26 protein-coding genes and 1 other RNA gene are annotated in these 26,394 nt (G+C 68.8%); 13 read left to right on the forward strand and 14 right to left on the reverse strand.

Annotated features, from left to right (window positions below):
* The first annotated feature begins 55 nt into the window (after window positions 1-55).
* From dapD to H7X47_RS11720, 3 genes are read left to right on the forward strand one after another with little or no spacing between them, the layout of a single operon-like run.
* Window positions 56-901 carry a 2,3,4,5-tetrahydropyridine-2,6-dicarboxylate N-succinyltransferase gene (gene dapD, locus H7X47_RS11710; protein ID WP_193368843.1) on the forward strand — a complete coding sequence of 282 codons (846 nt, stop codon included), beginning with the start codon at window positions 56-58 and terminating at the stop codon, window positions 899-901.
* Window positions 902-914: 13 nt separating this feature from the next.
* A complete protein-coding gene (gene dapE, locus H7X47_RS11715; protein ID WP_193368844.1) occupies window positions 915-2,099 on the forward strand; it encodes a succinyl-diaminopimelate desuccinylase in 1,185 nt (394 codons plus the stop codon).
* On the forward strand, window positions 2,096-2,668 hold the full coding sequence (locus H7X47_RS11720) for a hypothetical protein (RefSeq protein ID WP_193368845.1): 573 nt from the start codon (window positions 2,096-2,098) through the stop codon (window positions 2,666-2,668). Before dapE ends, H7X47_RS11720 begins: the two co-directional genes overlap by 4 nt.
* A gap of 16 nt (window positions 2,669-2,684) precedes the next feature.
* Here H7X47_RS11720 and truA read toward each other — a convergent pair whose 3' ends face one another.
* From truA to def, 3 genes are read right to left on the reverse strand one after another with little or no spacing between them, the layout of a single operon-like run.
* Complete coding sequence (gene truA / locus H7X47_RS11725; RefSeq protein WP_193368846.1) at window positions 2,685-3,437, reverse strand: tRNA pseudouridine(38-40) synthase TruA; 753 nt, start codon at window positions 3,435-3,437, stop codon at window positions 2,685-2,687.
* A 13-nt stretch (window positions 3,438-3,450) separates the two neighbouring features.
* Window positions 3,451-4,383 (reverse strand): methionyl-tRNA formyltransferase, encoded by a 933-nt coding sequence (gene fmt / locus H7X47_RS11730; RefSeq protein ID WP_193368847.1) that lies wholly within the window; start codon window positions 4,381-4,383, stop codon window positions 3,451-3,453.
* A 13-nt stretch (window positions 4,384-4,396) separates the two neighbouring features.
* Window positions 4,397-4,933, reverse strand: a complete 537-nt coding sequence (gene def, locus H7X47_RS11735; protein WP_193368848.1) for a peptide deformylase — start codon at window positions 4,931-4,933, stop codon at window positions 4,397-4,399.
* Between the two features lie 132 nt (window positions 4,934-5,065).
* Between def and H7X47_RS11740 the strand changes: the two genes are divergently transcribed.
* Window positions 5,066-6,196, forward strand: a complete 1,131-nt coding sequence (locus tag H7X47_RS11740; protein ID WP_193368849.1) for a DNA recombination protein RmuC — start codon at window positions 5,066-5,068, stop codon at window positions 6,194-6,196.
* Window positions 6,197-6,320: 124 nt separating this feature from the next.
* On the opposite strand, the gene H7X47_RS11745 is transcribed toward H7X47_RS11740, so the two are convergent.
* From H7X47_RS11745 to H7X47_RS11770, 6 genes are all read right to left on the reverse strand, one after another.
* Window positions 6,321-7,781: a DUF4139 domain-containing protein gene (locus H7X47_RS11745; RefSeq protein ID WP_193368850.1), complete on the reverse strand. Its 1,461-nt coding sequence runs from the start codon at window positions 7,779-7,781 to the stop codon at window positions 6,321-6,323.
* A gap of 124 nt (window positions 7,782-7,905) precedes the next feature.
* Window positions 7,906-8,505, reverse strand: a complete 600-nt coding sequence (gene recR / locus H7X47_RS11750) for a recombination mediator RecR (RefSeq protein ID WP_193368851.1) — start codon at window positions 8,503-8,505, stop codon at window positions 7,906-7,908.
* Between the two features lie 37 nt (window positions 8,506-8,542).
* Window positions 8,543-8,866, reverse strand: a complete 324-nt coding sequence (locus H7X47_RS11755; RefSeq protein ID WP_193368852.1) for a YbaB/EbfC family nucleoid-associated protein — start codon at window positions 8,864-8,866, stop codon at window positions 8,543-8,545.
* Entirely contained in the window at window positions 8,863-10,779 is a 1,917-nt protein-coding gene (locus H7X47_RS11760; protein WP_193368853.1) for a DNA polymerase III subunit gamma/tau, read from the reverse strand. The genes H7X47_RS11755 and H7X47_RS11760 overlap by 4 nt, the downstream gene beginning before the upstream one ends.
* 125 nt (window positions 10,780-10,904) lie before the next feature.
* Window positions 10,905-11,003: signal recognition particle sRNA small type (gene ffs / locus H7X47_RS11765), an RNA gene on the reverse strand.
* Between the two features lie 121 nt (window positions 11,004-11,124).
* Window positions 11,125-11,799 carry a DUF6134 family protein gene (locus H7X47_RS11770; protein ID WP_193368854.1) on the reverse strand — a complete coding sequence of 225 codons (675 nt, stop codon included), beginning with the start codon at window positions 11,797-11,799 and terminating at the stop codon, window positions 11,125-11,127.
* 152 nt (window positions 11,800-11,951) lie between these two features.
* Here H7X47_RS11770 and nudC point away from each other — a divergent pair, with 152 nt between their 5' ends.
* The gene (gene nudC, locus H7X47_RS11775) at window positions 11,952-12,869 is read left to right on the forward strand and encodes an NAD(+) diphosphatase (RefSeq protein ID WP_193368855.1); all 918 of its coding nucleotides are present in this window, start codon (window positions 11,952-11,954) and stop codon (window positions 12,867-12,869) included.
* A 124-nt stretch (window positions 12,870-12,993) separates the two neighbouring features.
* Here the strand turns inward: nudC and H7X47_RS11780 are convergent, their stop codons facing one another.
* Window positions 12,994-13,872: a prephenate dehydratase gene (locus H7X47_RS11780; protein WP_193368856.1), complete on the reverse strand. Its 879-nt coding sequence runs from the start codon at window positions 13,870-13,872 to the stop codon at window positions 12,994-12,996.
* A gap of 70 nt (window positions 13,873-13,942) precedes the next feature.
* Window positions 13,943-14,716: a 3-deoxy-manno-octulosonate cytidylyltransferase gene (locus H7X47_RS11785; RefSeq protein ID WP_193368857.1), complete on the reverse strand. Its 774-nt coding sequence runs from the start codon at window positions 14,714-14,716 to the stop codon at window positions 13,943-13,945.
* 289 nt (window positions 14,717-15,005) lie between these two features.
* Here H7X47_RS11785 and H7X47_RS11790 point away from each other — a divergent pair, with 289 nt between their 5' ends.
* From H7X47_RS11790 to H7X47_RS11820, 7 genes are all read left to right on the forward strand, one after another.
* A complete protein-coding gene (locus H7X47_RS11790; RefSeq protein ID WP_193368858.1) occupies window positions 15,006-15,554 on the forward strand; it encodes a c-type cytochrome in 549 nt (182 codons plus the stop codon).
* 21 nt (window positions 15,555-15,575) lie between these two features.
* Window positions 15,576-16,373 (forward strand): histidinol-phosphatase, encoded by a 798-nt coding sequence (hisN, locus tag H7X47_RS11795; RefSeq protein WP_193368859.1) that lies wholly within the window; start codon window positions 15,576-15,578, stop codon window positions 16,371-16,373.
* A gap of 151 nt (window positions 16,374-16,524) precedes the next feature.
* Complete coding sequence (locus tag H7X47_RS11800) at window positions 16,525-18,504, forward strand: extracellular solute-binding protein (protein WP_193368860.1); 1,980 nt, start codon at window positions 16,525-16,527, stop codon at window positions 18,502-18,504.
* Between the two features lie 12 nt (window positions 18,505-18,516).
* Entirely contained in the window at window positions 18,517-19,638 is a 1,122-nt protein-coding gene (locus H7X47_RS11805) for a microcin C ABC transporter permease YejB (RefSeq protein ID WP_193368861.1), read from the forward strand.
* 2 nt (window positions 19,639-19,640) lie between these two features.
* Window positions 19,641-20,774, forward strand: coding sequence for an ABC transporter permease (locus H7X47_RS11810; RefSeq protein WP_227010385.1), 1,134 nt, complete (start codon window positions 19,641-19,643; stop codon window positions 20,772-20,774).
* On the forward strand, window positions 20,774-22,399 hold the full coding sequence (locus tag H7X47_RS11815; RefSeq protein ID WP_193368862.1) for an ABC transporter ATP-binding protein: 1,626 nt from the start codon (window positions 20,774-20,776) through the stop codon (window positions 22,397-22,399). The genes H7X47_RS11810 and H7X47_RS11815 overlap by 1 nt, the downstream gene beginning before the upstream one ends.
* A gap of 30 nt (window positions 22,400-22,429) precedes the next feature.
* Window positions 22,430-23,359, forward strand: a complete 930-nt coding sequence (locus tag H7X47_RS11820; protein WP_193368863.1) for a 2-hydroxyacid dehydrogenase — start codon at window positions 22,430-22,432, stop codon at window positions 23,357-23,359.
* Window positions 23,360-23,431: 72 nt separating this feature from the next.
* Here the strand turns inward: H7X47_RS11820 and H7X47_RS11825 are convergent, their stop codons facing one another.
* Window positions 23,432-23,833, reverse strand: a complete 402-nt coding sequence (locus H7X47_RS11825; RefSeq protein ID WP_193368864.1) for a MarR family transcriptional regulator — start codon at window positions 23,831-23,833, stop codon at window positions 23,432-23,434.
* Window positions 23,834-23,935: 102 nt separating this feature from the next.
* Entirely contained in the window at window positions 23,936-25,345 is a 1,410-nt protein-coding gene (locus tag H7X47_RS11830) for a leucyl aminopeptidase family protein (protein ID WP_227010386.1), read from the reverse strand.
* Window positions 25,346-25,489: 144 nt separating this feature from the next.
* Here H7X47_RS11830 and H7X47_RS11835 point away from each other — a divergent pair, with 144 nt between their 5' ends.
* On the forward strand, window positions 25,490-26,137 hold the full coding sequence (locus tag H7X47_RS11835) for a glutathione S-transferase family protein (protein WP_193368865.1): 648 nt from the start codon (window positions 25,490-25,492) through the stop codon (window positions 26,135-26,137).
* 3 nt (window positions 26,138-26,140) lie between these two features.
* Here H7X47_RS11835 and H7X47_RS11840 read toward each other — a convergent pair whose 3' ends face one another.
* Window positions 26,141-26,383, reverse strand: a complete 243-nt coding sequence (locus H7X47_RS11840; RefSeq protein WP_193368866.1) for a hypothetical protein — start codon at window positions 26,381-26,383, stop codon at window positions 26,141-26,143.
* Window positions 26,384-26,394: the final 11 nt, after the last annotated feature.

Raw genomic sequence — 26,394 nt, forward strand, 5'->3', positions numbered from 1 at the left:
CCAGGGGAGGCTTTCGGGCCGCAGAATTAAGCCTGAAGCAGCCTTACGGGATCCCATGCAGACAGATCAGTTAAAGGGCATCATCGAAGATGCCTGGGAAGCGCGCGAAAACGTCACCCTGGAGACCGGTGGCGAGATTCGCGAGGCCGTCACCACCGCCCTGGCCGGCCTGGACGGCGGCACCTACCGGGTGGCCGAAAAGGGCGGCGCGGGCTGGGAGGTCCACCAGTGGCTGAAGAAGGCGGTGCTGCTGTCCTTCCGCCTCAACGACATGGCGCCGATCCCCGGCGGCCCGGGGGAGAACACCAACTGGTGGGACAAGGTGCCCTCCAAGTTCGCCGGCTGGGGCGAGAACCGCTTCCGAGACGCCGGCTTCCGCGCCGTGCCCAACTGCATCGTGCGCCATTCCGCCTACATCGCGCCGGGCGTGGTGCTGATGCCCTCCTTCGTCAACCTGGGTGCCTACGTCGACAGCGGCACCATGGTCGACACCTGGGCCACCGTCGGTTCCTGCGCGCAGATCGGCAAGAACGTGCACCTCTCCGGAGGCGCCGGCATCGGCGGCGTGCTGGAGCCGCTGCAGGCCGGCCCGGTGATCATCGAGGACAACTGCTTCGTCGGCGCGCGCTCCGAGGTGGTCGAGGGCGTGGTGGTGGAAGAGGGCTCGGTGCTCTCCATGGGCGTCTACATCGGCGCCTCCACCAAGATCGTCGACCGCGAGACCGGCGAGGTCCACATGGGCCGGGTGCCGGCCTACTCCGTGGTGGTGCCCGGCAGCCTGCCCGGCAAGCCGCTGCCCGACGGCAGCCCGGGACCCAGCCTCTACTGCGCCGTCATCATCAAGCGCGTCGACGAGAAGACCCGGTCCAAGACCTCCATCAACGACCTGCTGCGCACCTGAGGCGGGAGGCGGCATGGCGGGCAGCCGAGGCATAACGGGAACCAGGGTGGAAACGCTGGCCCTGGCACAGGCGCTGATCCGCTGTCCCAGCGTGACGCCCGTCGAAGGCGGCGCCCTGGACCTGCTGCAGTCGGTGCTGGAAGAGCTCGGCTTCACCTGCCACCGCCTGCCCTTCGCCGAGGAAGGCGCGCCGGAAACGGACAACCTCTACGCGCGCCTCGGCGAGGCCGGACCCAATCTCTGCTACGCGGGCCACACCGACGTGGTGCCGGCCGGCGACAGCGCCGCCTGGAGCAGCGATCCCTTCGCCGCCGAAGCGCGCGGCGGCGTGCTCTACGGGCGCGGCGCGGTCGACATGAAGGGCTCCATCGCCGCCTTCGTCGCTGCCGTCAGCGGCTACCTGAAAGACGGCAGGCCGAAAGGCTCGATCTCGCTGCTCATCACCGGGGACGAGGAAGGCGACGCCGTCAATGGCACGCGCAAGGTGTTGCGCTGGCTGAAGGAGCGCGGCGAGTCCCTGGACGTCTGCCTGGTGGGCGAGCCGACCAGCAACGACAGCCTGGCCGACATGGTGAAGATCGGCCGGCGCGGCAGCCTCAATGCCGTGCTGACGGTCACCGGAACGCAGGGCCACACCGCCTATCCGCAGCTGGCCGACAACCCGCTGCACCACCTGGCGCGCATGCTGGACGCCGTGGTCGGCGAAGCGCTGGACGACGGCAACGAACACTTCCCGCCCTCCAGCCTGCAGATCACCTCGGTTGACGTGGGCAACCCGGTGACCAACGTCATCCCGGCCAAGGCGACGGCCCTGTTCAACGTGCGCTTCAACAACATCCACTCCAGCGCCTCGGTCGAGGCCTGGCTGCGCGAGCGCTTCGACAAGGCGATCGACCGCAGCCGCGGCGCCGGCTACGAGCTTTCGATGCGCGTCTCCGGCGAGTCCTTCCTCTGCCCGCCGGGGCCCTGGAGCGACCTGGTGTCGGATGCCGTCGCTTCGGTAACCGGCAAGGCGCCGGAGCTGGGCACCACCGGAGGCACCTCCGACGCGCGCTTCATCAAGGATCACTGCACGGTGGCGGAGCTGGGCCTGCTGAACGCCACCGCCCACAAGGTGGACGAGCAGGTGCCGCTGGAGCACCTGGAACGGCTCACCGCCATCTACCGCGCGGTCCTGGAGCGCTATCACCCGCGATGATTCCCAGCCGACAGGAAGTCTTCTACCGGATGTACGGCGTCTTGCGGCTGGCACGTTTCGACGCCGCCGGCGCGCAGTACTTCGACGAAGCGCCGGAGCCGGCGCTGCGGTCCTTCTTCGCGGCCGTGCTGGTGGCGCCGGCCTACTTCTTCCTGGACCTGCTGCTGCCGGCCGACGCGGCGGCACAGGAGGTAAGCTTCCTCACCGTCGTTGCCGAGATCCTGATCTACAGTCTCAGCTGGACCGTCTTCCCGGTCGTCGCCTACCACATCTGCCAGACGATTGACCGCGAGCGCGCATTCTACCGCTATCTCGCGGCCAACAACTGGTCGAAGGTCGTGACCTACCACCTGGGCCTGACCATGTTCACCCTGGTGGTCGCCGGCTTCCTGCCGGCCGGCTTCGCCGCCCTGCTGGGCCTCGCGATGGTCGGCTACCTGATCGGCTATCAGTGGTTCATCGCCAAGAGCTGCCTCAACATCAGCACCGCCGGCGCCGCGGGCTTCCTGGTGCTGCAGATCATGATCGACTTCTTCATCGTCAGCTTCGTCGCGGTGCTGGTCACCTGAGCGCTGACGTGGGCCCTCACGGCGCAGGCGGCGGATAGCCCACTTCGGTGAGGTAGAGCCCGGCGGCCGGCGCCGTCGGCCCCGCTGCCGCACGGTCGCGCGCCTCCAGCGCCGTCTTCAGATCCTCGGCCGACCACTTGCCCTCGCCGACCAGCTTCAGGGAGCCGACGAAGTTGCGTACCTGGTGGTGCAGGAAGGAGCGCGCCTCGGCCCGCACCTCGATCAGATCGCCATCACGAACAGCGGACAGCATATCCAGTGTCTTCACCGGCGACTTGGCCTGGCACTCGCTGGCGCGGAAGGAAGTGAAATCGTGGTGGCCGACCAGCAGCTGTGCCGCCGCGTGCATGGCCTCGGCATCGAGCGGCTGCGGCACGAACCAGGCGCGCCCGCGCTCCAGCGCCAGGGGCGCGCGGCGGTTGACGATGCGGTAGAGGTAGGCGCGGCGAATGGCGGAGAAGCGCGCGTGGAAGTCCCCGCCGACCGCCTCGGCGGTCAGCACCGCCACGGGCGCCGGCTTGAGGTGGAAGTTCAGCGCCTTCATCACCGTATCGGCCGTGGTGTCCTTCACGAGATCGAAGTGCGCGGCCTGGCCGAGGGCGTGAACCCCGGCGTCGGTGCGCCCGGCCCCTTCCACCAGCACCCGCTCGCCGCAGAAGCGGTGGATGGCCTGTTCCAGCGCCGCCTGCACCGAGGGGCCGTTGGCCTGGCGCTGCCAGCCGACGAAGTCGCCGCCGTCATATTCAACGGTGATCTTGTAGCGGGTCACGCCAGCCCCCGGGTCACGGCAGCACCGTTCCGGCGGGCAGGTCGAACCCCCGCAGGAAGGCCTCGGCCGCCATCGGCGCCTTGCCGGCGCGCTGCACCTTCTTAAGGCGCAGAGCGCCCTCGCCGCAGGCGATGGTGGCCTGGTCATCCAGGACGGTGCCGGGGGCGCCCCGGCCTTCGCGCGGTTCCGCCTGCAGCACCTTCACCCGCTCTCGGCCTTTACCCGCCCCGACCTCGAAGAAGGCGCCGGGCCAGGGGGTGAAGGCGCGGATGCGGCGGTCCAGGGCCGCGGCGCCGTCGGACCAGTCGAGGCGGCCCTCGGCCTTGTCCAGCTTCGCGGCGTAGGTCACGCCCTCCTCCGGCTGGGGCGTCGCCGTCAGGCTGCCGTCGTCGAGCCCTTCCAACGCCTCGTTGATCATGGCCGCGCCCAGCGCGGCCAGGGCGTCGTGCAGTTCCTGCGCCGAGGTCTCCGGCGTGATCGGCAGACTGCGCTTCAGCAGCATGGGGCCGGTGTCGAGACCCGCCTCCATCTGCATGATGGTGACGCCGGTCTCTTCGTCGCCGGCCAGCAGGGCGCGCTGGATCGGCGCGGCGCCGCGCCAGCGCGGCAGCAGCGAGGCATGGACGTTCACGCAGCCGAGGCGCGGGGCGTCGAGGACGGCCTGGGGCAGAATGAGGCCGTAGGCCACCACCACCGCGATGTCGAGGTTCAGGTCGGCAAAGGCTTTCTGCGCCTCCGGCGTTTTCAGCGAGGTCGGGGTGCGCACTTCCCAGCCCCGGCTTTCGGCGTAGGCCTGGACCGGCGAGGGCCGTTCCTTCTGCCCGCGCCCGGCGGGCCGGGGCGGCTGGGAATAGACCGCGGCGATTTCATGGCCCGCTTCGGCGAGCGCCTTCAGTGTGGGGACGGAAAAGTCGGGCGTCCCCATGAAAGCGACACGCAGGGACATGCCGGGGCCCGCCTCAGACCGTGGCGTAGCTGGCCAGGGGGGTGTTCGACTTCTTGGCCTTCAGGAGCTTACGCAGGATCATGTTGCGCTTCAGCGCCGTCAGGTGATCGACGAAGAGGACACCGTCCAGGTGGTCCATCTCGTGCTGGATGCAGGTGGCCAGCAGGCCTTCGGCCTCCAGCTCGCGGATCTCGTTCTCGCGGTCCAGGAAGCGGACGCGGATCTTGGCCGGGCGGATCACCTCGCCGTAGTGCTCCGGCAGGGAGAGGCAGCCTTCCTCGTAGGCGGCGTCGTCGTCGGAAACGGCGACCAGCTCCGGGTTGGCCATGAAGAGCGGCGCGTCCTCCTCGTCGTCGCCGGAGATGTCGACCACGAGGATGCGCTTGAGGACGCCGACCTGCGGCGCGGCCAGGCCGATGCCCGGCGCCGCGTACATGGTCTCCAGCATGTCGTCCATGAGCTGGCGAATCTCGTCGTCCACGGCCTCGACGGGGGCGCAGACCTTCTTCAGGCGCGGGTCGGGCGCGGTGATGATGGGGAGCAGAGCCATGGCCCTGTAGGTATGGCGAGAAACGGCCCGGGTCAAGCCGTTTGGAAGGGTTCCAAAGCACGGCCTTCGCCCGGCCGCGCCTTGTATGCTAGCCTCCGATTCGCGTTCTGTTCCCCCATTGGAGTCGGGCCTATGGACCTGATGCTCATCCTCGTCATCGCCGTGGCCGCGCTCGCCCTGGGTGCCGTCGCCGGGCTGCTGCTACGCCCCAAGCCGCCGGAGCAGCCCCGGGAGAATCCGGAGCTGGCGGCCCTCGCCGGGCGCCTCGCCCAGATGGCCGAAAGCCAGAACGCGGTGCAGAACACCATCGTCGAGCGCCTGCAGACCCAGGAGCGGGTGGTCATCAAGGCCGTGGACGAGCGCCTGCAGGGCCTGTCCAAGCAGGTCGGCGACCGCCTGACCGATTCCACCACCAAGCACCAGACCGCCCTGGCCGATCTGCGCGAGCGCCTGGCCGTCATCGACAAGGCGCAGCAGAACCTGAACGAGCTCTCCACCCAGATGGTCGGCCTGCAGGAGATCCTGGGCAACAAGCAGGCGCGCGGGGCCTTCGGCGAGATCCAGCTGCGCGACCTGGTCGAGGCCACCCTGCCGCCCTCGGCCTACGCCTTCCAGGCGACCCTGGGCAACGGGCGGCGCGCCGACTGCCTGCTGCAGCTGCCCAATCCGCCGGGCGCCATCGCCATCGATTCCAAGTTCCCGCTGGAAAGCTACGAGGCGCTGCGTAGCGCCGGCAGCGACGAGGCCCTGGCCGTCCCGGCCAAGCGCGCCTTCGCCGCCGATGTGCGCCGCCACGTCAAGGACATCGCGGAGCGCTACATCATCCCCGGGGAGACCGCCGAGTCGGCGCTGCTCTTCCTGCCCAGCGAGGCGGTCTATGCCGAGCTGCACGCCAACTTCCGCGACGTGGTGGAAGCCTCCTACAAGGCGCGGGTCTGGATCGTCTCCCCCACCACCCTCATGGCCACGCTCAACACCGTGCGTGCGGTGCTGAAGGACGTGCGCATGAGGGAGCAGGCCGCCATCATCCAGACCGAGGTCGGCAAGATGATGGAGGACGTGCTGCGCCTGGATAAGCGGGTCGGCAAGCTGGAGAGCCACTTCGACCAGGCCTCCCGCGACATCCAGGACATCCGCACCTCCGCCAACAAGGTCCTCAACCGCGGCGAAAAGATCGGCGAGCTGGAGCTGGAAGAGGCCGAGCGCGAGGCCGAGCAGGTCGCCCCGCCGCCCCCGCACCTGGGCGCGCCGACGACGCACTAGGGCCGCTGCGGGCTCGTCGTTTTCAGAGAATTAAGCGAAAATCAGTTAATGACAGAAAAGCGGCGGAAACGTTGGCGCATCAGCCGTTTCTGCCTGGAATAATTAACTCGATTTTGCCTAATCTCTAGTTCGACACTCGGATGCGGTAGGTGAGTTCGGCTTCGCCACCGGCGGGCACGGTGAGCCGCCAGATGAGGTGGTTGGCGCTTTCCTGCTCGTGCTCGGCGCTCTGCTCCAGCATCCGCCAGCCCTGGGGCATCTGCCCGGCCAGGACCACCTCCACCGGCTCGTCCTTGGCGTTCTTCACGGTCACCTGCTGGCCGCTTTCGTAGCTGCGCTGGGAGAGCCGCTCGTAGACCGTGCGCTTTGCCCGGGCGGTGACGTCGAAGGCCTCGCCCAGGCCGAGCCGGGCCTTCTCACCCTCGGGCGTGTGATCGATGCCGTCGGCGCCGAGGAACAGGGTCGCGTCCTCACCACCCCCCGAGGCGCCCTGGGCCGGCCCGTAGACGCGCACGATGCCGGCGGGCAGCGGGGCGCCCAGGCCCAGGTCGGGGTCGTTTTCCAGCTCCAGGATCAGCGCGGCGTTCAGCGGGCCGATCTCCTCCAGGCCGGGATGGCCGTTGACCACCCCCTCGAAGCGGTACTCGCGGACCACCTTCACGTTGCGGGCGCTCATCAGCGGGATCTGCTTGGTCTCGCCGCGGCGCAAGGTGACCGGGCGCTGCAGGGCGTAGACGTAGCGGTCGGCGGCGGCCATGGCCTTCGACATCTCCGGGGCCGGCGCCATGCGGGCGACATCGGCTTCCTGCATCGCCATGGCCCCCAGCACCGGGCGCGGCGCCGGGGCGGCCTGGTTCACCTCGCCGGCGACCAGGCGCAGGGTGGCCCCCTCGAAGTTGCTGTCGGTGGCGTTGGTGAGGGTCACCAGGGCCTGGAGGTCGAGACGGTCGGAGGCGCTGTTCAACCGCGCCACGTAGTCGGCACGCCAGGACAGGCCGCCGGTCAGGTAGTCGATCTGCAGGTCGCTGGGGCCGGCCTGGCCGGGGAAGACGCGGGCCAGCAGGGCCGGCTCGCTGCGCAGGCCCGCCGGCAGGCCGGTGAAGGCGATGCGGCCCGGCGGGCTGATCTCGATGCGGTCGCCCAACTGCAGCACCATGCCGCCGGCCAGCGACAGCACCCGGGCCTCCTCGACGATGTCCTCCCCGGTCTCCGGGTGGACGCGGATAAGCTGCACGGTCTGGCCCAGGGAGGCCTCCAAGAGGCGCTGCGGCGTCAGCAGGTCGGCGGCCAGGCTCTGCTCGATGATACGCAGGCCCGGCGCGCCCAGCAGCACGGTCTCCGGCTGCAGTTGGCGCGGCACGTCCTCGATGGCCAAGAGGCTCTCGCCCGCCGGCAGGTCGACCCGGCGGCTCTCGCTCACCAGGCCGAGGTTCTGGTTGTAGACCGTCAGGGTCAGCGCCCGGCGGCTCTCCGCCGTCACCGGCACCTCCTGGGCGAGAACGGCCGGGGCCAGGGCCGCAGAGACCAGGGGAGAGGCAAGCAGCACAAGCGCGAGGGCGGAAGCTTTCAGGCGGGGGGAAGGCATAGGCCGGATCTCCTGACGGGAACTAGGCTGCATTGCTGCGAGTTGTAGCAGAAATCCTGCCCGAGGATTGCGGCGAGAACGTGATACCGCAAGGGCGGCTTCGGGGCAGCTCAGGCCCATCTTCTCAGGCCGGGCGGCGCGCCTTCATGGCCGCCGTCAGGGTACCGTCGTCCAGGTAGTCCAGCTCGCCGCCCACCGGGACGCCGTGGGCCAGGCGGGACACCTTGATGCCGCTGCCCGCCAGGCGCTCGGAGATGTAGTGCGCCGTGGTCTGGCCGTCGACCGTGGCCGAAAGCGCCAGGATGACCTCTTCGACATCCTTGCCTTCGCCCGTGACCCGCTCCAGCAGCCGGCCCATGTTGAGCTGGTCGGGCCCGCGCCCGTCGATGGCGGACAAGGTGCCGCCCAGCACGTGGTAGCCGCCCTTGAAGGCGCCGGAGCGCTCCAGCGCCCAGAGGTCGGCGACATCCTCGACCACACAGAGCAGCTTGGGATCGCGCCGGGGGTCCCGGCAGATTCCGCAGGGGTCGTGGCTGTCCAGGTTGCCGCAGGTCGAACAGAGCGTCACCGACTCCGCCGCCCGGGCCATGGCCTCGGCCAGGGGCAGCATCAGCGCCTCGCGCTTCTTCATCAGGTGCAGCACGGCACGCCGCGCCGAGCGCGGGCCGAGGCCCGGCAGGCGGGACAGCAGCTGGATGAGGCGTTCTAAATCGCCAGCGATCATCTTGGGGTGATCATGACGGGGGAAGGGGCGGCGCGGATCAGAAGGGCAGCGTCATGCCGGGCGGCAGGTCGAGCCCGCCGGTCACCTGCCTCATCTCCTCGGCGACCTTGGCCTCCACCTTGGCCTTGGCGTCGTTGACGGCGGCGACGATGAGGTCTTCCAGGACCTCCACCTCGTTCGGGTCGACCAGCGAAGGATCGATCTTCAGGGCGCGCAGTTCCGACTTGCCGTTCAGGGTGGCCGTCACCATGCCGGCGCCGGCCTGGCCGGAGACTTCGAGCTGCCCCAGCTTTTCCTGCATCTCGGCCATCTTGGCCTGCATCGCCTGCGCCTGCTTCATCATCTGGCCCAGGTTCTTCATCCCTCGTCCGCTCCTCTGTCTGAATCCGTTCTGTCGACCGCCGCCGCTTCGGCCCGCTCGACCTCAACCCGGTCACGGCGGGCCACCAGCTTGGCGTCGGGAAAGGTCTCGACCACCGCCTGCACCAGCGGGTGCCGCATCACCGCCGCGCGCCGCTCGGCCTCCGCGGCGTTCTGCTGCTCGCGCAGGCTGGCCTCGCCCGTCTCCTGGGAGATGGTGATCACCCAGCGGTTGCCGCAGGCCTTCTCCAGCACCGCGCCGAAGCGGGGCGCCAGGTTGGGCGGCGCCGCCTCGGTGACGCGCATCTCGATGCGGCCCGGCTCGAAGCGCACCAGATGCACGTCGTTCATCAGGTGGTTGGCGAGGATGCTCTCGCCGCCATCGCGCACCAGCGCCACCGCCTCCGCGAAGCTGCGCGGCTGCGGTGTTTCCGAAGCCTCGGTCGCCGGCGGCGCCTCGGCCAGCGCTTCAGGGGGCTCGTAGCGCGGCACGACCAGCTCGTCTGGCAGCTCCTCGGGCAAGGCCCGCGCCAGGGAAGCCCGGGGGCCGCTGTCGGCGGGCGGGGGGCCGCCCCTCTCGTAGTTTCTGTCGGGGCCTCTTTCGGAGCCGGCGCGCGCCTCGACCGGCGCCCCACCGGCAGAGCTGCCGTTGCCCGGCGCCGGCGCCGCGCTCTGCGACGCAGCGGCGGCCGGCGCCGATCCGGCGGCGCCGCTGAGGCGCTCCACCAGCTCGCCCGGCGTCGGCAGGTCGCTGACGTAGGCCAGGCGGATCAGCGCCATCTCGGCGGCCTGCAGGGGCACCGGGGCGCTCTGCACCTCGCCCAGGCCCTTCAGCAGCATCTGCCAGAGCCGCGCCAGGGCGGCGAGGCTCAGCTTCTCCGAGAGCTCACGCCCGCGCAGGCGCTCGGTCTCCGGTTGGCCCGGCGCCTCCAGGGTCTGCGGCACCAGCTTGGCCCGCGTCAGGAAGTGCGCCAGCTCCAGGAGGTCCTGCATGACCACGGCGGGGTCGGCCCCGGCGGCGTAGAGGTCAGAGAGAATGTCCAGGCTCTCCGGCACCTTGCCGGCGACCAGCGCGCCGAAGAGATCGAAGATGCGGGCCCGGTCGGCGAGACCCAGCATGCCCTGCACCTGCTCGGCCGCGACCGTGGTGCCGCCGCCCAGGGCGATGGCCTGGTCCAGCAGAGAGAGGCCGTCGCGCGCCGAGCCGTCGGCGGCCCGCGCGATCATCGCCAGGGCCTCGGGCTCCACGCTCACGCCTTCCTTCTCGACGATGCGCGAGAAGAGGCCCTGCAGGTCCTCCTGGGTCAGGCGGCGCAGGTCGAAGCGCTGGCAGCGCGACAGCACCGTCACCGGGACCTTGCGGATCTCCGTGGTCGCGAAGATGAAGACCACGTGCTCCGGCGGCTCCTCCAGGGTCTTCAGCAGCGCGTTGAAGGCGCTGTTGGAGAGCATGTGCACTTCGTCGATGATGTAGATCTTGTAGCGCGCCTGCACCGGACGGTAGCGCACGCCCTCGATCAGCTCGCGGATGTCGGCGACGCCCGTCCGGCTGGCCGCGTCCATCTCGATGACGTCGACGTGGCGGTCCTGGGCGATGGCGGTGCACTGCGCGCAGAGGCCGCAGGGCTCGGGCGTCGGCCCGCCCTGGCCGTCCGGCCCGACGCAGTTCAGCGCCCGCGCGATGATGCGCGCCGTGGTCGTCTTGCCGACGCCGCGCACGCCGGTGAGGATGAAGGCGTGCGCCAGGCGGCCGGTGTCGATGGCGTTGGTGAGGGTGCGGACCAGGGCTTCCTGGCCCACCAGGTCGGCGAAGGTCGAGGGGCGGTACTTGCGCGCCAGCACCCGGTAAAGGCTCTCGTCCTTCTGACCCTCGGAAAGGCCGTTGGGGTCTCGGTCGCTGGGGGCGTCGCTCATGAGAGACAGTCTATCCGGCAACGGCTGCCCGGCAAAGGCCAAGCGGCGATGGCTTTGGGGATAAGCCGCCGCGGAACCGGCGATCTTCCCGGCCCAGAGCGGATCGGCGCGCGTGAGAGCTTTGGGTGGGAGATTGGAACAGCGACCCGGACCGGAATCTCGTTACGGCTGCTTCCTTCCGGACCTGACCGGGTTGGCGAGTGGCCCGTCCGCCGCCAACCTCCCAGGCCCAATATCGTGCATCGAAGGGCCCGGCACAAGACCCCCCTCCGGATTCCCTGAAAGAAGATTTTTTGGCGGATTTCCGCGCTTTTCCGGCCCGCTGCGGCGACCGGCCACGCGTTCCTACTGGCGCTCAAGGGTGATGAGGGAGCCGTCGCGGGCCGGGAAGGTCACCTTGGCGATGCCGCAGTCCGGGCCGTACCAGACGTCGCGCTCCAGCTGGCCGGTCAGGCGGTAGTGGCGGGCCTGGACCCGGTCCGCGCCGACCTTGACCGCTTCCTCGCCCAGGGCCTCGCTGCGCACCACCTTGATGCGCCCGTCGATGGTGCCGAACAGCGCCTGGGTCTTCGGCGTGTCGCGGTGCCAGAGGCTGGCCGGAATGACGAAGCCGGAGACGTCGAAAGCGACGTCGTTCACCTTGCCGCGCAGGGCGCCGTCGCGGTGCTCCGACTCCAGCCGCCAGAGGGTGCCGTCGTCGTCGGTGGCGGAGACCAGGGAATGCAGCCAGCCGTCGCGCCAGACCTCCTCGGCGCGGTGGGTGAAGCGGAACAGGGTGACGCCCAGCAGGTCGACGGCGATGTCGATGGCGATGTCGACCACGAAGTCGCCGTTGCGCCGCGAGAAGGTGAAGAGGTGCTCGCCGATCACGTTGCCGTGGCGCAGCACCAGGAAGCGCCAGCCGTCCTGCCTGGGAAACAGATCGCAGGCAGCCGCCGCGCCGCCGAACGGCCCCAGGGGGCCGAGGCCGAGGGCCGCGCCGCCGCCGCCCAGCAGCTTCAAGGCTTGGCGTCTTTGCATGCATTTTCCTTCCGCTTTCCAGAAGCCTGACCCATCGGGCCTTCGCAGACAACTACGCGGGTCGGAGCCCGAGGGGATGCAACCCGGCCATGCGCGCGGCGGGCGGACATCGCGATTGCCAGCCCCGCCGGGGCCATGCCACCTTGATTGTTATGCCGAAGATCAATTTCTACGCCGGGGTGCCGCTGGACCGCGCCGACCATCTGCGCGGCGACACCGAGCGCCTGGCCGAGCTGCTGGCCGACCCGCGCGCCCGGGTGGTGCCGCTGTGGCGCAGCCTGCACCTCGTCGCCGGCGAGGCCGAGGCGGTGTGGCTGGAGCGCGCCGAGATCGAGACCCTGATCGAGAGCGCCGACACCGCGGTCTTCCTGGGCCTGCGCGAGGAGACCGTCTACCTGGCCGTCGACCTGTCGCACCTGGAGGAGCCCGAGGTCGAGCCGCTGGGCGGCGCCGCCGCGGCCTTCCGCGACCTGCGCCAGGTCGGCCCGCTCATGAACCGCGAGGACAGCGCCATCCTGGCCTACGCCCGCGGCCTCGCCCACTGGCACGCGCGCCACGGCTTCTGCGGGGTCTGCGGCGCGCCGACGGTGAGCGAGAAGGCCGGCCACCAGCGCCGCTGCAGCAATGCCGAGTGCAACGCCGTGCACTTTCCGCGCACCGACCCGGCGGTGATCATGCTGGTCCACGACGGCGCCGACCGCTGCCTGCTGGGCCGCCAGGCGGTCTGGCCGCCGGGCATGCACTCCACCCTGGCCGGCTTCGTCGAGCCCGGCGAGAGCCTGGAGGAGGCCGTCGCCCGCGAGATCTGGGAAGAGGTCGGCCTGAAGATCGCGGTGGAGGACGTCACCTATTCCTCCTCCCAGCCCTGGCCCTTCCCCTCCTCCATCATGCTGGGCTTCCACGCCCGCGCCGACTTCGGCCCTCTGCGCCTTGCCGAGGACGAGATCGAGAGCGCCCGGTGGTACAGCCGCGCGGACCTCAAGAACTCGCCGGAGGACGAGACCTTCAAGCTGCCGCGGCGCGATTCCATCGCCCGCCGCCTGATCGAGGACTGGCTGGAAGAGGGTTAGGAGCGGCCCCTGCTGTCACCCTCGGCCTTCTGCCGAGGGTCCAGGGGCAACCGCCACGCCACCCGCCCTGGATGCTCGGGACAAGCCCGAGCATGACAAATGAAGTGTGGATGAAGGGCCGGCCTCAGTCGTCGCCGTTCTCGGTGCCGCGGAAGTCGTTGGCCGGGTAGACGCCGAGGATCTTCACCTCGCGGGAGAAGAAGCTCAGCTCCTCCAGCGCCAGGCGCACCATGCGGTCTTCCGGGTGGCCCTCGATGTCCGCGTAGAACTGGGCCACGGTGAAGCTGCCGTCGATGATGTAGCTTTCCAGCTTGGTGATGTTCACGCCGTTGGTCGCGAAGCCGCCCAGCGCCTTGTAGAGCGCCGCCGGCACCGAGCGCACGCGGAACACGAAGGTGGTGATCACCGGCGTGCCGTCGTGCGGCGGGTCGATCGGCTCCTCCGCCATGATGATGAAGCGCGTGGTGTTGTGCGGGATGTCCTGCACGTTGGCGTCGAGCACCTGCAGGCCGTAGATCTCTCCCGCCAGGGCGGAGGCGATGGCGGCGCGGCTCGGGTCGCCCAGCTCGGCCACTTCCTTGGCCGCGCCGGCGGTGTCGGCGTGGGTCACCGGGGTCAGGCCCTCGCGCCGGGCGTACTCGCGGCATTGCGAGAGCGCCTGCACGTGGCTGTGCACCGTCTGCACGCTGTCCATGGTGGCGCCCTTCGGCGCCAGGAGCTGGTGCTCCACCTTCTGGAAATGCTCGCCGATGATGTGCAGGCCGGAGCCCGGCAGCAGGTGGTGGATGTCCGCCACGCGCCCGGCGCTGGAGTTCTCGATGGGGATCATGGCGTAGCGCGCACGCCCGGAGGTCACGGCCGCGAAGGTGTCCTCGAAGGAGGCGCAGGACAGGGTGGTCATCTCCGGGTAGGCGGCCCGGCAGGCCATGTCGGAATAGGCGCCGGGGACGCCCTGAAAGGCAATGACGTTCTCTGACGCCGCCTGCTTGGTGGCCTCTGACATAGGGTGCGGCCTTCTCTGTCGCGGATGCCCGAACGTCCAAACCGCCCGGGAACATAGGGAAATCCAGGCCCTAGGCGGTCGCCAGCAGGGCCCGCGCCCGCTCCAGGTCGGCGGGAGTATCGACACCCAGGGGAAGGGTGTCAACGCGGGCCGCGTCGATGCGCATCCCCGCCTCCAGGGCGCGCAGCTGCTCCAGCTTCTCGCGCAGCTCCAGCGGCGAGGGCGGCAGGGCGACGAAGCGCGCCAGCGCCGGGCGCCGGTAGGCGTAGATGCCGATGTGGTGGTAGAGCGGGCGGCTGTCGTCCCCGCCGTCCCAGGGCACCGGGCAGCGGCTGAAATAGAGCGCCCGGGCGCTGTCGTGACCCGCCGGAAAGCTGACCGCCGCCTTGACCACGTTGGGATTGCTGCGCTCCTCGGGCTCCGTGATCTCCACCACCAGGGTGGCGATGTCCGCCGGGCCTTCGGCCAGGGGCCGCAGCACCGCCCGCACCAGCGCCGGGTCCAGGGTCGGCAGGTCGCCCTGCAGATTGACCACGGCGTCGTGGCGGCCCTCCGGGTCGACCTGCTGCAGGGCCTCGAAGATGCGGTCGGAGCCGCTGGCGTGCGCCGGGTCGGTCAGCACCGCCTGGCCGCCCGCGGCGGTCACCGCCTCGGCGATGGCCTCCTCGGCGCAGGCCACCACCACCGGCCCCGCCTCGGCCTCCATGGCCCGGCGCCAGACATGGACGATCATGGGCGCACCCTGGATGTCGGCCAGGGGCTTGTCGGGCAGCCGGGTCGAGGCCAGGCGCGCCGGGATCATGACGATCGGGTTCTTGGGAGGATTTTCGGGAGGGGCGGTCATCAGCAGGGTCGGAACAGCGGAAGAAGAGCTAAGTGGATCGGGCAGCGGACCACCCGGCACGGTGAAAAGCGGCCCCGGCGGGCCGGCCGCCGCAGCTTAGGGCCGGAAAAGCGGGAAAAGAAACCGCCTTTTCGCCCCGGAAAGCAAGAATCCGGCGGATTTGCAGGCAGGACTCGTCGTCGCACCCCCGATCCAGGGCCTTGCAGGCGCCAGCCGCAGGGACTATTGAAAGCGCTGTCTCGCGCCGTTATTGTCCGGCGCAGTTCAGAAGGGATGCAAGGGCTTATCAATGGCTTCCTCGTTGGAATCGAATAAGATCGCCGCCGCCGTCCTCTCGGCCGGCGTTGTCGCCATGCTCTCCGGCTTCGTGGCCGAATTGCTCTACGAGCCGCACGTGGAGCTGGAAGAGAATTCCTACGTGATCGCCGCCAGCGAGGGCGGCACCGAAACGGCCATGGTGGCGGAGGAGCCGACGCTCGAGCCCATCGCCCCGCTGCTGGCCGCCGCCGATCCGGCTTCCGGCGAGAAGGTGGCCAAGAAGTGCACCGCCTGCCACTCCTTCGACGAGGGCGGCCCCAACAAGGTGGGCCCGAACCTCTACGACCTGGTGAACCGGCCGATCGCCAGCCACGAGGGCTTCAGCTATTCCGACGCCCTGGCCGGCATGTCGGGCGACACCTGGACCTACGAGAACCTGAACGCCTTCCTCGCCAAGCCGAAGGACTTCGCCCCGGGCACCAAGATGTCTTTCGCCGGCCTGAGCAAGGTCGGCGACCGGGCCGATCTCGTCGCCTGGCTGCGCACGCTGAGCGGCAGCCCGGCCGCGCTGCCCGAGTAAGGCGCGGACCGCGCTCCCGCGGTGAGCGCGCCGCGCTGCCCCGAGGAATTCCTAAGTCTCGCCGGCCGTCTGGCCGCGGCGGCACGCGCCGTGGCACAGCGCCACTTCCGTGAAGACCTGCCGGTCGAGGACAAGGCCGACGAGAGCCCGGTGACCCGGGCCGACCGCGAGGCCGAGACGGCGATGCGCGAGCTCATCGCCGCCGCCCACCCGGACCACGGCATCCACGGCGAGGAGTTCGGCGTCGAGAACGCCGGGGCCGAGTTCGTCTGGGTGCTGGACCCCATCGACGGCACCAAGCGCTTCATCACCGGCAACCCCCTCTTCGGCTGCCTCGTCGCCCTGCTGCAGGGCGGCCGGCCGATCCTGGGTCTCATCGACATGCCGATCCTGGAGGAGCGCTGGCTGGGCGCCAGCGGCCAGGCCACCACCTTCACCGACCGCAAAGGCACGCGGGAGGCCCGGGTGCGCCCCTGCGCCGGCCTCGCCGCCGCCACGGTGCTGGCCACCTCGCCCGAGATGTTCATGGGCGACGACGCCCCGGCCTTCGCGCGCCTGCGCGGGGCCGCCAAGCTCACCCTCTACGGCGGCGACTGCTTCAACTACGGCCTGCTGGCCAGCGGCTTCAGCGACATCGTCGTCGAGGCCAACCTGGCGCCCTACGACCACCTGGCCCACGCCCCCATTGTCACCGGCGCCGGCGGGGTCATGACCGACTGGCAGGGCCGCCCGACCAGCCTGGAGACCGACGGACGGGTGCTCTGCGCCGGCGACCCCGCCTGCCACGCCGAAGCGTTGTCCTTGCTGCAAAGCGCCTGATTCGCCATAACTTCTCAGCGAGGAGGCTTGTTATCTGCGGATTCGCCCGCCAGTTCTGTTTAGAATTGGAGAAAGATTTCCGCGATCAACACCGGGACCAACCCGGGTCGGAACCAAGTCGGGGACGAACAGGGTCCAGCTTTTGGAAGTGATGCCGCCTTTGCGCCGAGTCCTTGCCAACTGCACCGCCGCCACGGTGCTTGCCCTCTCTCTTGCGGCCATTGCACCACCCGTTGGCGCCCAGGACCAAATCATCCACAAGTCCCACGCCATCGCCATGCACGGCGAGCCGAAGTATCCCGCCGATTTCCAGCACTTCGACTATGTGAACCCGGACGCCCCCAAGGGCGGCACCCTGCGCTTCGGCGCCAGCGGCACCTTCGATTCCTTCAATCCCTACATTATCAAGGGCAACACCGCTGCAGGTCTGGGATTCCTCTACGAGACGCTGCTGACCTCCAGCGCCGACGAGGCCTTCTCGGAATACGGCCTGCTGGCCGACAGCGTCGAGTGGCCGGACGACCGTTCCTGGGTGATCTTCCACCTGCGCCCCGAGGCGCGCTGGCACGACGGCGAGCCGATCACCGCCGAAGACGTGATCTTTTCGCTGAACGTCCTGCGCGAGAAGGGGCACCCCTTCTACCGCTTCTATTACCAGAACATCGAGAAGGCCACCAAGCTGGGCGAGCGCAGCGTGCGTTTCGACTTCTCGGAGGGCGAGAACCGCGAGCTGCCGCTGATCGCCGGGCAGATCCCGGTGCTGCCGAAGCACTACTGGGAAGACAGGGAGTTCGACAAGACGACGTTGGAGCCGCCGCTGGGCAGCGGCCCTTACAAGATCGCCGAGTTCGAGCCGGGCCGCTACATCGACTGGCAGCGCGTCGACGACTACTGGGGCAAGGACCTGCCGGTCAATCGCGGCCTCTACAACTTCGACCGCCTGCACTACCAGTACTACCTGGACGACACGGTGATCCGCCAGGCCTTGAAGGCCGGCGACCTGGACTACCGCGTGGAGAATCAGGCCAAGGCCTGGGCGGTGGACTACGACGTCCCGGCGGTCGAGCGCGGCCTGCTGATCAAGCGCGGCTTCGAGAACGAACGCACCTCGGGCATGCAGGCCTTCGCCATGAACATCCGGCGCGACCAGTTCAAGGACCCGCGCGTGCGCGAGGCGCTCAGCTACGCCTTCGATTTCGAGTGGACCAACAAGAACCTCTTCTTCAGCCAGTACACCCGCACGGAGAGCTATTTCGCCAACTCCGAGCTGGCGTCCAGCGGTCTGCCCGAAGGCGAGGAACTGGAGATCCTGGAGCGTTTTCGCGGGCGCGTTCCCGAGGAGGTCTTCACCACCAAATACCACGCACCCAAGACCGACGGCAGCGGCTGGCCCCGTGACAACCTGGCCAAGGCCTTCGAACTGCTGGCCGAGGCCGGCTGGGTGGTGCGCGACCTGAAGCTGGTGAATGCCGAGACCGGCGTCCAGCTGCGCTTCGAGATCCTCATCGTCAGCCCGGCCTTCGAGCGCATCGTCCTGCCCTACACGCGCAACCTGGAGCGCCTCGGCATCGACGCCAGGGTACGCCTCGTCGACCAGTCGCAGTACATCAACCGGCTGCGCGCTTTCGATTTCGACGTGATTGTCAGCAGCTGGGGCCAGTCGGAATCGCCGGGCAACGAGCAGCGGGACTTCTGGGGCAGCGAGTCGGCAAACTCCCCCTCGGGGCGCAACTACGTCGGCATTGCCGATCCGGTTATCGACGAACTGATCGAGCTGCTGATCGCCGCACCGAGCCGCGAAAGCCTCGTCGCGCGCACCCGCGCCCTCGACAGGGTGCTGCTGTGGCATCACTTCGTCGTGCCCAACTGGCATTCCCGGGTCGACCGCATCCTTTATTGGGACAAGTTCTCGCAGCCCGAGATCATCCCCAAGAGTGGAACCTCCTGGGCCTATTGGTGGTGGAACGAGGAAAAGGCGAAGCTGCTGGAGCAGCGCCGTGCCCAGAACCTGACCGCCGAAGAGCAGCCGGAGAGCGGCGGCGGACAGACCTGGTGGTGGCTGCTGGCCGGTGTCGCGGTGATCATCGCCTTCTTCGTCTACAGACGCCGTTCCGGCAGCGCCGCAACCTGAGAGACCAGCGCCATGCTCGCCTACCTCATCCGCCGCCTGCTGCTGATCATCCCGACGCTGTTCGGCATCATGGTGATCAACTTCTTCATCATCCAGGTTGCCCCGGGCGGGCCGGTGGAGCAGCTGATCGGCCAGATCACCGGCGAGGGCGCCGACATCTCCCAGCGCATCACCCGCAGCGGCGAAGGCGAGGTGGCGGCCGGCGGCGGCCAGCAGGGCGGCGGCGCAGCCAGCGATCAGTCGCCGGCGAGCAAGTATCGCGGCGCCCAGGGCCTCGACCCCGAGTTCATCGCCGAGATCGAGAAGCTCTACGGTTTCGACAAGCCGATGTACGAGCGCTTCTTCATCATGATGCGCAACTACGTGGTCTTCGACTTCGGCGACAGCTTCTTCCGCGACGAAAGCGTCGTCGACCTGGTTCTCAGCAAGATGCCGGTCTCCATATCCTTGGGCATCTGGACCACCCTGCTGGTCTACCTGATCTCCATCCCGCTGGGCGTGGCCAAGGCGGTGCGCGACGGCTCGCGCTTCGATATCTGGACCAGCGCCGTGGTCATCGTCGGCAACGCCATTCCCTCCTTCCTCTTCGCCGTCTTCCTGCTGGTGGTCTTCGCCGGCGGCCAGTACTTCAACTGGTTCCCGCTTGCCGGACTGGTGTCGGACGACTGGGAATCGCTCAGCTGGCCAGCGCTGATCGTCGACTATCTCTGGCACATGGTGCTGCCCATCACCGCCATGGTGATCGGCGGCTTCGCCGGGCTGACCATGCTGACCAAGAACTCCTTCCTGGACCAGATCAGCCACCAGTACGTGGTCACCGCGCGGGCCAAGGGCCTCACCGAGCAGCGCGTGCTCTACGGCCACGTCTTCCGCAACGCCATGCTGGTGGTCATCGCCGGCTTCCCGCAATCCTTCATCGGCATCCTCTTCACCGGATCGGTGCTGATCGAGATCATCTTCTCGCTGGACGGCCTGGGGCGGCTCGGCTTCGAGGCGACCTTCGCGCGCGACTATCCCATCATGTTCGCGACGCTCTATTTCTTCTCGTTGCTCGGCCTCATCATGAACATCATCGGTGACATGATGTACACCGTGGTCGACCCCCGCATCGACTTCGAGAGCCGGGAGGTCTGACCATGACGAGCCTTCCGCACCAGGACCGCTTCCTCGGCATGACGATCACGCCGCTGACCCGGCGGCGGCTGCAGAATTTCGCCAAGAACCGGCGCGGCTTCTGGTCGCTTTGGATTTTCCTGGCGCTCTTTTTCTTCACTCTCTTCGCCGAGTTCGTCGCCAACGACCGGCCCTTCCTGGTCTACTTCGACGGCGACTTCTACACGCCGATCTTCGAGGCCTATCCGGAAACGCAGTTCGGCGGCACCTTCGAGACCGAGGCGGAGTACCGCGACCCCTTCGTCGCCGAGCTGATCAACGACAAGGGCTGGATGGTCTGGCCGCTGATCCGCTACAACGAGAAGAGCGTTGCCGCCGACCTGGCCACACCGCCGCCCAGCCCGCCGGACGCGGCCCACTGGCTGGGCACCGACGACCAGGCCCGCGACTTGGTCGCCCGCGTGATCTACGGCTTCCGCATCTCCGTGCTCTTCGGCTTCGTGCTGACCATCATCTCGGCGGTGATCGGCGTCTCCGCCGGCGCCGTGCAGGGCTACTTCGGCGGCTGGACGGACCTGCTGTTCCAGCGCTTCATCGAGATCTGGGCCTCCATGCCGACCCTCTTCCTGCTGATCATCCTGACCAGCATCATCGAGCCGAACTTCTGGTGGCTGCTGGCGCTGCTGCTGCTGTTCCAGTGGATGGCCTTTGTCTCCGGCGTGCGGGCTGAGTCCCTGCGCGCGCGCAACCTGGAATTCGTGCGTGCCGCCAAGGCACTGGGCGCGCCCACGCCGGTCATCCTGTTCCGCCACGTGCTGCCCAACGCCATGGTCGTCACCATGACCATCATGCCCTTCGCCCTGGCCGGATCGGTCACCCTGCTCACCTCGCTGGACTTCCTCGGCATCGGCCTGCCGCCCGGCTCCGCCTCGCTGGGCGAGGTCCTGGCCCAGGGCAAGGCCAACCTGCAGGCGCCCTGGCTGGGCTTCACCGGCTTCTTCGTCATCGGTGGCACCCTGACGCTGCTGGTCTTCATCGGCGAGGGCGTGCGCGACGCCTTCGACCCGCGCAAGCTGTTCAGCGGCCCCGCCCCGGCGGAGACGGCGGCCGAAGAAGAAACAGCCAAGCCGGCCCCCGCCGCGGGAGGAGACGACTGATGGAGCCGCTGCTGCAGATCCGCAATCTCTCGGTGCGCTTCCAGACGCCCGGCGGCGCCGCCGATGCGGTGAAGAAGGTCAGCTTCGACATCGCCAAGGGCGAGACCGTGGCCCTGGTCGGCGAAAGCGGCTCGGGCAAGTCGGTAACCGCCCTGTCGATCCTGCAGCTGCTGCCCTATCCCCTGGCCCGCCACCCGGAAGGCAGCTCCATCAAGTTCAACGGTCAGGAGCTGGTCGGCGCCGAGGGCAAGCTGCTGCGCGAGGTGCGCGGCGACCAGATCTCGATGATCTTCCAGGAGCCCATGACCTCGCTTAATCCACTGCACACGGTGGAAAAGCAGATCAACGAGACGCTGTTCCTGCACAAGGGCATGTCGAAGGACCAGGCAAGGACCCGCACCCTGGAACTGCTGAAGCTGGTCGGCATCCCCGATGCGGTGAAGCGCCTCTCCGCCTATCCCCACGAGCTTTCCGGCGGGCAACGCCAGCGCGTGATGATCGCCATGGCGCTGGCCAACGAGCCGGACCTGCTGATCGCCGACGAGCCGACCACCGCCCTGGACGTCACCATCCAGGCGCAGATCCTGAAGCTGCTGAAGGAGCTGCAGCAGAAACTCGGCATGGCCCTGCTGCTGATCACCCACGACCTGGGCATCGTACGCAAGATGGCCGACAAGGTCTGCGTCATGACCCAGGGCGAGATCGTCGAGCAGGGCAACGAGGAGCAGATCTTCGAGAACCCGCAGCACCCCTACACCCAGCGCCTGCTGGCGGCCGAGCCCAAGGGCCGCCCCCTCACCGCCGCGCCCGACGCGCCGGTGGTGATGCAGGGCGAGGACGTGAAGGTCTATTTCCCCATCAAGAAGGGCATCTTGAAGCGCACCGTCGACTACGTGCGCGCCGTCGACGGCATCTCCGTCACCGTGCGCCGGGGCCACACCGTCGGCGTAGTGGGCGAAAGCGGCTCCGGCAAGACCACCCTGGGCCTGGCGCTGCTGCGTCTCTTGTCCTCCCAGGGCGCGATCCGGTTCGACGGCAAGACCATCCAGGGGCTCGGCAGCAAGGAGCTGCGCCCACTGCGCCGCTCCATGCAGATCGTCTTCCAGGACCCCTTCGGATCGCTGAGCCCGCGCCTCTCGGTCGGCCAGATCGTCGCCGAGGGCCTGAAGATCCACGGCCTGGGCGGCAACGAGGAAGAACGCGAGGCGCTGATCGTCGAGGCCCTGAACGAAGTGGGCCTGGATCCCGAAAGCCGCCACCGCTACCCGCACGAATTCTCCGGCGGCCAGCGCCAGCGCATCGCCATCGCCCGCGCCATGGTGCTGAAGCCGCGCTTCGTGGTGCTGGACGAGCCGACCTCCGCCCTCGACATGTCGGTGCAGGCGCAGATCGTCGACCTGCTGCGCGAACTGCAGCAGCGTCACAACCTGGCCTACATGTTCATCAGCCACGACCTGAAGGTCGTCCGCGCCCTGGCCGACGAGGTTATCGTCATGCGCGACGGCAAGGTGGTGGAACAGGGCCGCGCCGAACAGATCTTCGACGCGCCCGCCGAAGCCTACACCCAGGCGCTGATGAAGGCGGCTTTCGAGCTGGAAGCCGTCGAAGGCGTCGTCTCCACCTGATTTTCCTACCCTTCAGCCGACAGGTTTACCTTGGCACTTCTCATCAAGACCGATATCGATCGCGGCGACGCCTGGGCCGAGGCCCTGGCCGCCAATTACCCCGAGCTGAAGGTCTACAGCTGGCCCTACGACGGCGACCCGGCGGCGATCGACTATGCCCTGGTGTGGCAGCCGCCGGAGGGCGAGCTGAAGCGCTACCCGAACCTCAAGGCCGTCTTCTCCGTCGGCGCCGGCGTCGACCACCTGGCCAGCGATCCCGACCTGCCCGAGGGCGTGCCGGTGGTGCGCATGGTCGAGCCCGGCCTCACCGCCGGCATGTCGGAATACGTCGTCTGGGCGGTGATGAATCACCACCGCTTCATGCTGGACTATGCCGCCCAGCGCCGCGAGAAGGTCTGGGAGGAGCTGCTGCAACTGCCCGCCGAGGCACGCCAGGTGGGCATGCTGGGGCTCGGCGTGCTGGGTCGCGATGCGCTGGAAAAGCTGAAGCCCTTCGGCTTCCGCCTGGCCGGCTGGAGCCGCAGCCCCAAGTCGATCAGCGGCGTCACCTGCTTCCACGGCATCGGCGGTTTCGACGAGTTCCTGGCCGGGACCGACATCCTGGTCTGCCTGCTGCCGCTGACGCCGGAGACCGAGGGCATCCTCAACGCCGAGGCCTTCGCCAAGCTGCCGGCCGGCGCGGCGGTCATCAACGTCGGGCGCGGCGGCCACCTGGTGGAGAAAGACCTGCTGGAGGCCCTGGACAGCGACCAGATCAGCGGCGCCACCCTGGACGTCTTCCAGCAGGAGCCGCTGCCCGAGGACCATCCCTTCTGGGAGCACCCCCGCGTCTTCATGACCCCGCACATCGCCAGCATGACGGTGCCGGAGACCGCGGTGCGCGCCGTGGTCGCCAACATCCAGCGTCTGGAAGCGGGCGAAGCCCTGCAGCACGTTGTCGATATGAAGCGCGGCTATTAGCCGCCGGGTCGATATGAAGCGCGGCTATTAGCCGCCGGGTCGATATGAAGCGCGGCTACTGAACGCGGCGGATCACGAGCCGCCCAGGCGGCGCGAAGCGTCGCTGGCCATGTCGGCGAACTCGCGCAGGAAGACCGAGCCCTTCACGCTGCGCTGAACCAGGACGGAGCGCTTGTCCTGCTCATCGGTCTTGCGCCGCACGAACTCCAGCTTCTCCAGCCGGTCGACGGCGCGGGTCACCGCCGGCTTCGACATGTTGAGGGTCTTGGCCAGGCCGCGCACCGTATGCGGCGGCGGCGCCAGGTAGACTTCCAGGAACAGCGCGAACTGGCGCGTGGTGAGATCGGGCAGCGCGCGGTTCAGCCCCGAGACCAGCACCGTATGCCAAAGCGTCAGCGCCTGGCTGGGCTGCAGCAGGGGCACGTTGGGGAACCCGGCGGCGGGACGGCCGGGCGGCGGTGGCGGGGCGGCCATGACGGCGGCTCGCTGTCATTGCAGGAACGAAACGAATTCTGCCGAAGCCGCGATGCGGGCGCAAGCCCGGCGCGGGGTCAGGGCTGTGACAATTGCGCCGTCTCAGCTTTTCTTGGCGGCGCTGCGCCGCGTCAGCTCGACGATGGCGGCGTAGACCGCGCGCAGGCCCATGGCTTCGCCGCCTTCCGGGCGGCCGGGGCGCGGCGCCACGTTCCAGGCCATGACGTCGAAGTGCGCCCAGCGGGTGCCGGGGCTGACGAAGTTCTCCAGGAACAAGGCCGCCGTGATGGCCCCGCCGTAGGGGCTGTTGGAGATGTTGTTGAGGTCGGCGACCTTGCTCTCCAGCCCTTGGCGGTAGCCCTTGTGCAGCGGCAGGCGCCACAGCGGATCGCCCTCCGCCACGCCGTGGCGCAGCATCGCGCCGGCCAGCTTGTCGTCGTTGCAGAACATGGCGGGCAGATCGGGGCCGAGGGCGACGCGGGCCGCGCCGGTCAAGGTCGCGAAGTCGATCAGCAGATCGGGCTTCTCGCTGTCGGCCTCCGCCAGGGCGTCGCAGAGCACCAGGCGCCCCTCGGCGTCGGTGTTGCCCACTTCCACCGTCAGGCCCTTGCGGGTCTGCAGCACATCGAGCGGGCGAAAGGCGTTGCCGGAGACGGCGTTCTCCACCGCCGGGACCAGCACCCTCAGCCGCAGGGGCAGCTTCTCGGCCATGATGAGCGCGGCCAGGCCCAGCACGTGGGCGGCGCCGCCCATGTCCTTCTTCATCAGCTTCATGGCCGCGGCGGGCTTGAGGTCCAGGCCGCCGGAATCGAAGCAGACGCCCTTGCCGACCAGTGTCACCTTGGGCCCGCGCGTGCCCCAGCGCAGGTCGATGAGGCGCGGCTCCTCGGCGGCCGCCCGGCCCACCGCATGAATCGCCGGGTAGTTGCGCTTCAATAGGGTGTCGCCGGCCAGGACCGTGCACTTGCCGCGGTGCTGCTTGGCCAGACTGCGCGCCGCCTCGGCGAGCTGCGCCGGGCCCATGTCGGCGGCCGGGGTGTTGATGAGATCGCGCACCAGGCCGATGGCCTCGGCGGTATGGCTCACCTGATCCTTGTCGGCGGACTTCGGCCAGACCAGGCGGGGATATTCGCGGGGGTTTTCCTTGTAGCGGGTGAAGCTGTAGCTGCCCAGCGCCCAGCCCAGCGCCGCCCGCGAGGCGAGGCCCGGGCGCAAGCCCTGGTCCAGCCGGTAGGTGCCTGGCGGCAAGGCCGTCGGCAGGCCGGCGAAGGACCACATCGCTTCCTCCCCGTCGATCACCAGCAGCACCTGCGCCAGCTTGCCCTTCTCGCCCGGCAACAGGCAGAAGGCGCCCGGCTGTGCGCGGAAGCCGCTCGCCGCGATCCAGCTGCGCTGCGGCGCCTCCTGGTTCTTCAGCCAGTCGTCATAGGCCTCCCGCGTGACCGCGGCGATCGGCGTGGCCCAAGCGGCGTTGGCTTCGTCATCGGCGACAAGATAGGCGGTACTGGCCAAGGGTCGGCTCCTGGAATGAGTTCGTTCATGGGGTCAGGCGCCACGGCAGGCTTGCGCGGCGCGCGCATATTTGCGCTAAATCGCCGCCCTGTCGACTCGCTGGATGCGGGCGACAAGGCCCGCAGACGAACGAAAGCACGGACGATGACCAGCTATACCTTGATCCTTGGCAACAAGACCTATTCTTCCTGGTCGCTGCGCGGCTGGCTGCTCGCCCGGCAGGCGGGCCTGGACTTCACGGAGGTGGTGATCCCGCTGCGCCGGCCCGAGACCCGCGCCGAAATCCTGAAGCACAGCCCGGCCGGCAAGGTCCCGGCCCTGGTAGAGGACGGCCAGCCGATCTGGGATTCCCTGGCCATCGCCGAGACCCTGGCGGAGCGCTTCCCGGGGAAGGGCCTCTGGCCCGGCGACGCCCGGGCCCGGCAGGTGGCGCGCTGCGTCACGGCGGAGATGCATTCCGGCTTTGCGCCCCTGCGCCAGGCCCTGTCCATGGACCTCAGCAAGCACTATCCCGGCCATGCGGTCGGCGCCGAGGTGCAGGCCGACATCGAGCGGATCTGCGATATCTGGCGGGACTGCCGCGCAAGCTTCGGCGGTGGCGGTGACTTCCTGTTCGGAGATTTCGGCATCGCCGATGCCTTCTACGCGCCGGTGGTGACGCGCTTTCGCACCTATGACGTGAAGCTGGACGGCGTCTGCGAGGCCTACTGCGCGGCGGTGACCGCCCACCCCTGGATGCAGGAATGGGCCGCCGCGGCGGCCGCGGAGCCCCGGGCCCCCGAGTTCGACTGAGGCTTAACCTTCCTCAACGTCCGAGGGAGCGGCCAGCTCCGCAATCGCGCCGAGTTCACGGAGCCGGGCCAGAAATTCTTCTGTCTTCCTGGCGTCGACCTCTACATCGACTTCCTCCCCCTCCAGGAGGCGATCGGTGATCGCCTTGGACTGGGCAAGTCCCAAGCCTGCGTACTCGCGAATCAGCGTGGTGTGGCTGATCTTCCGGAGGTCACGCTTCCAGCCGACAATCCTGACAACCGCCATGAGAGATCGGC

The organism is Pelagibius marinus (assembly GCF_014925385.1).
Lineage (GTDB): Bacteria > Pseudomonadota > Alphaproteobacteria > Kiloniellales > Kiloniellaceae > Pelagibius > Pelagibius marinus.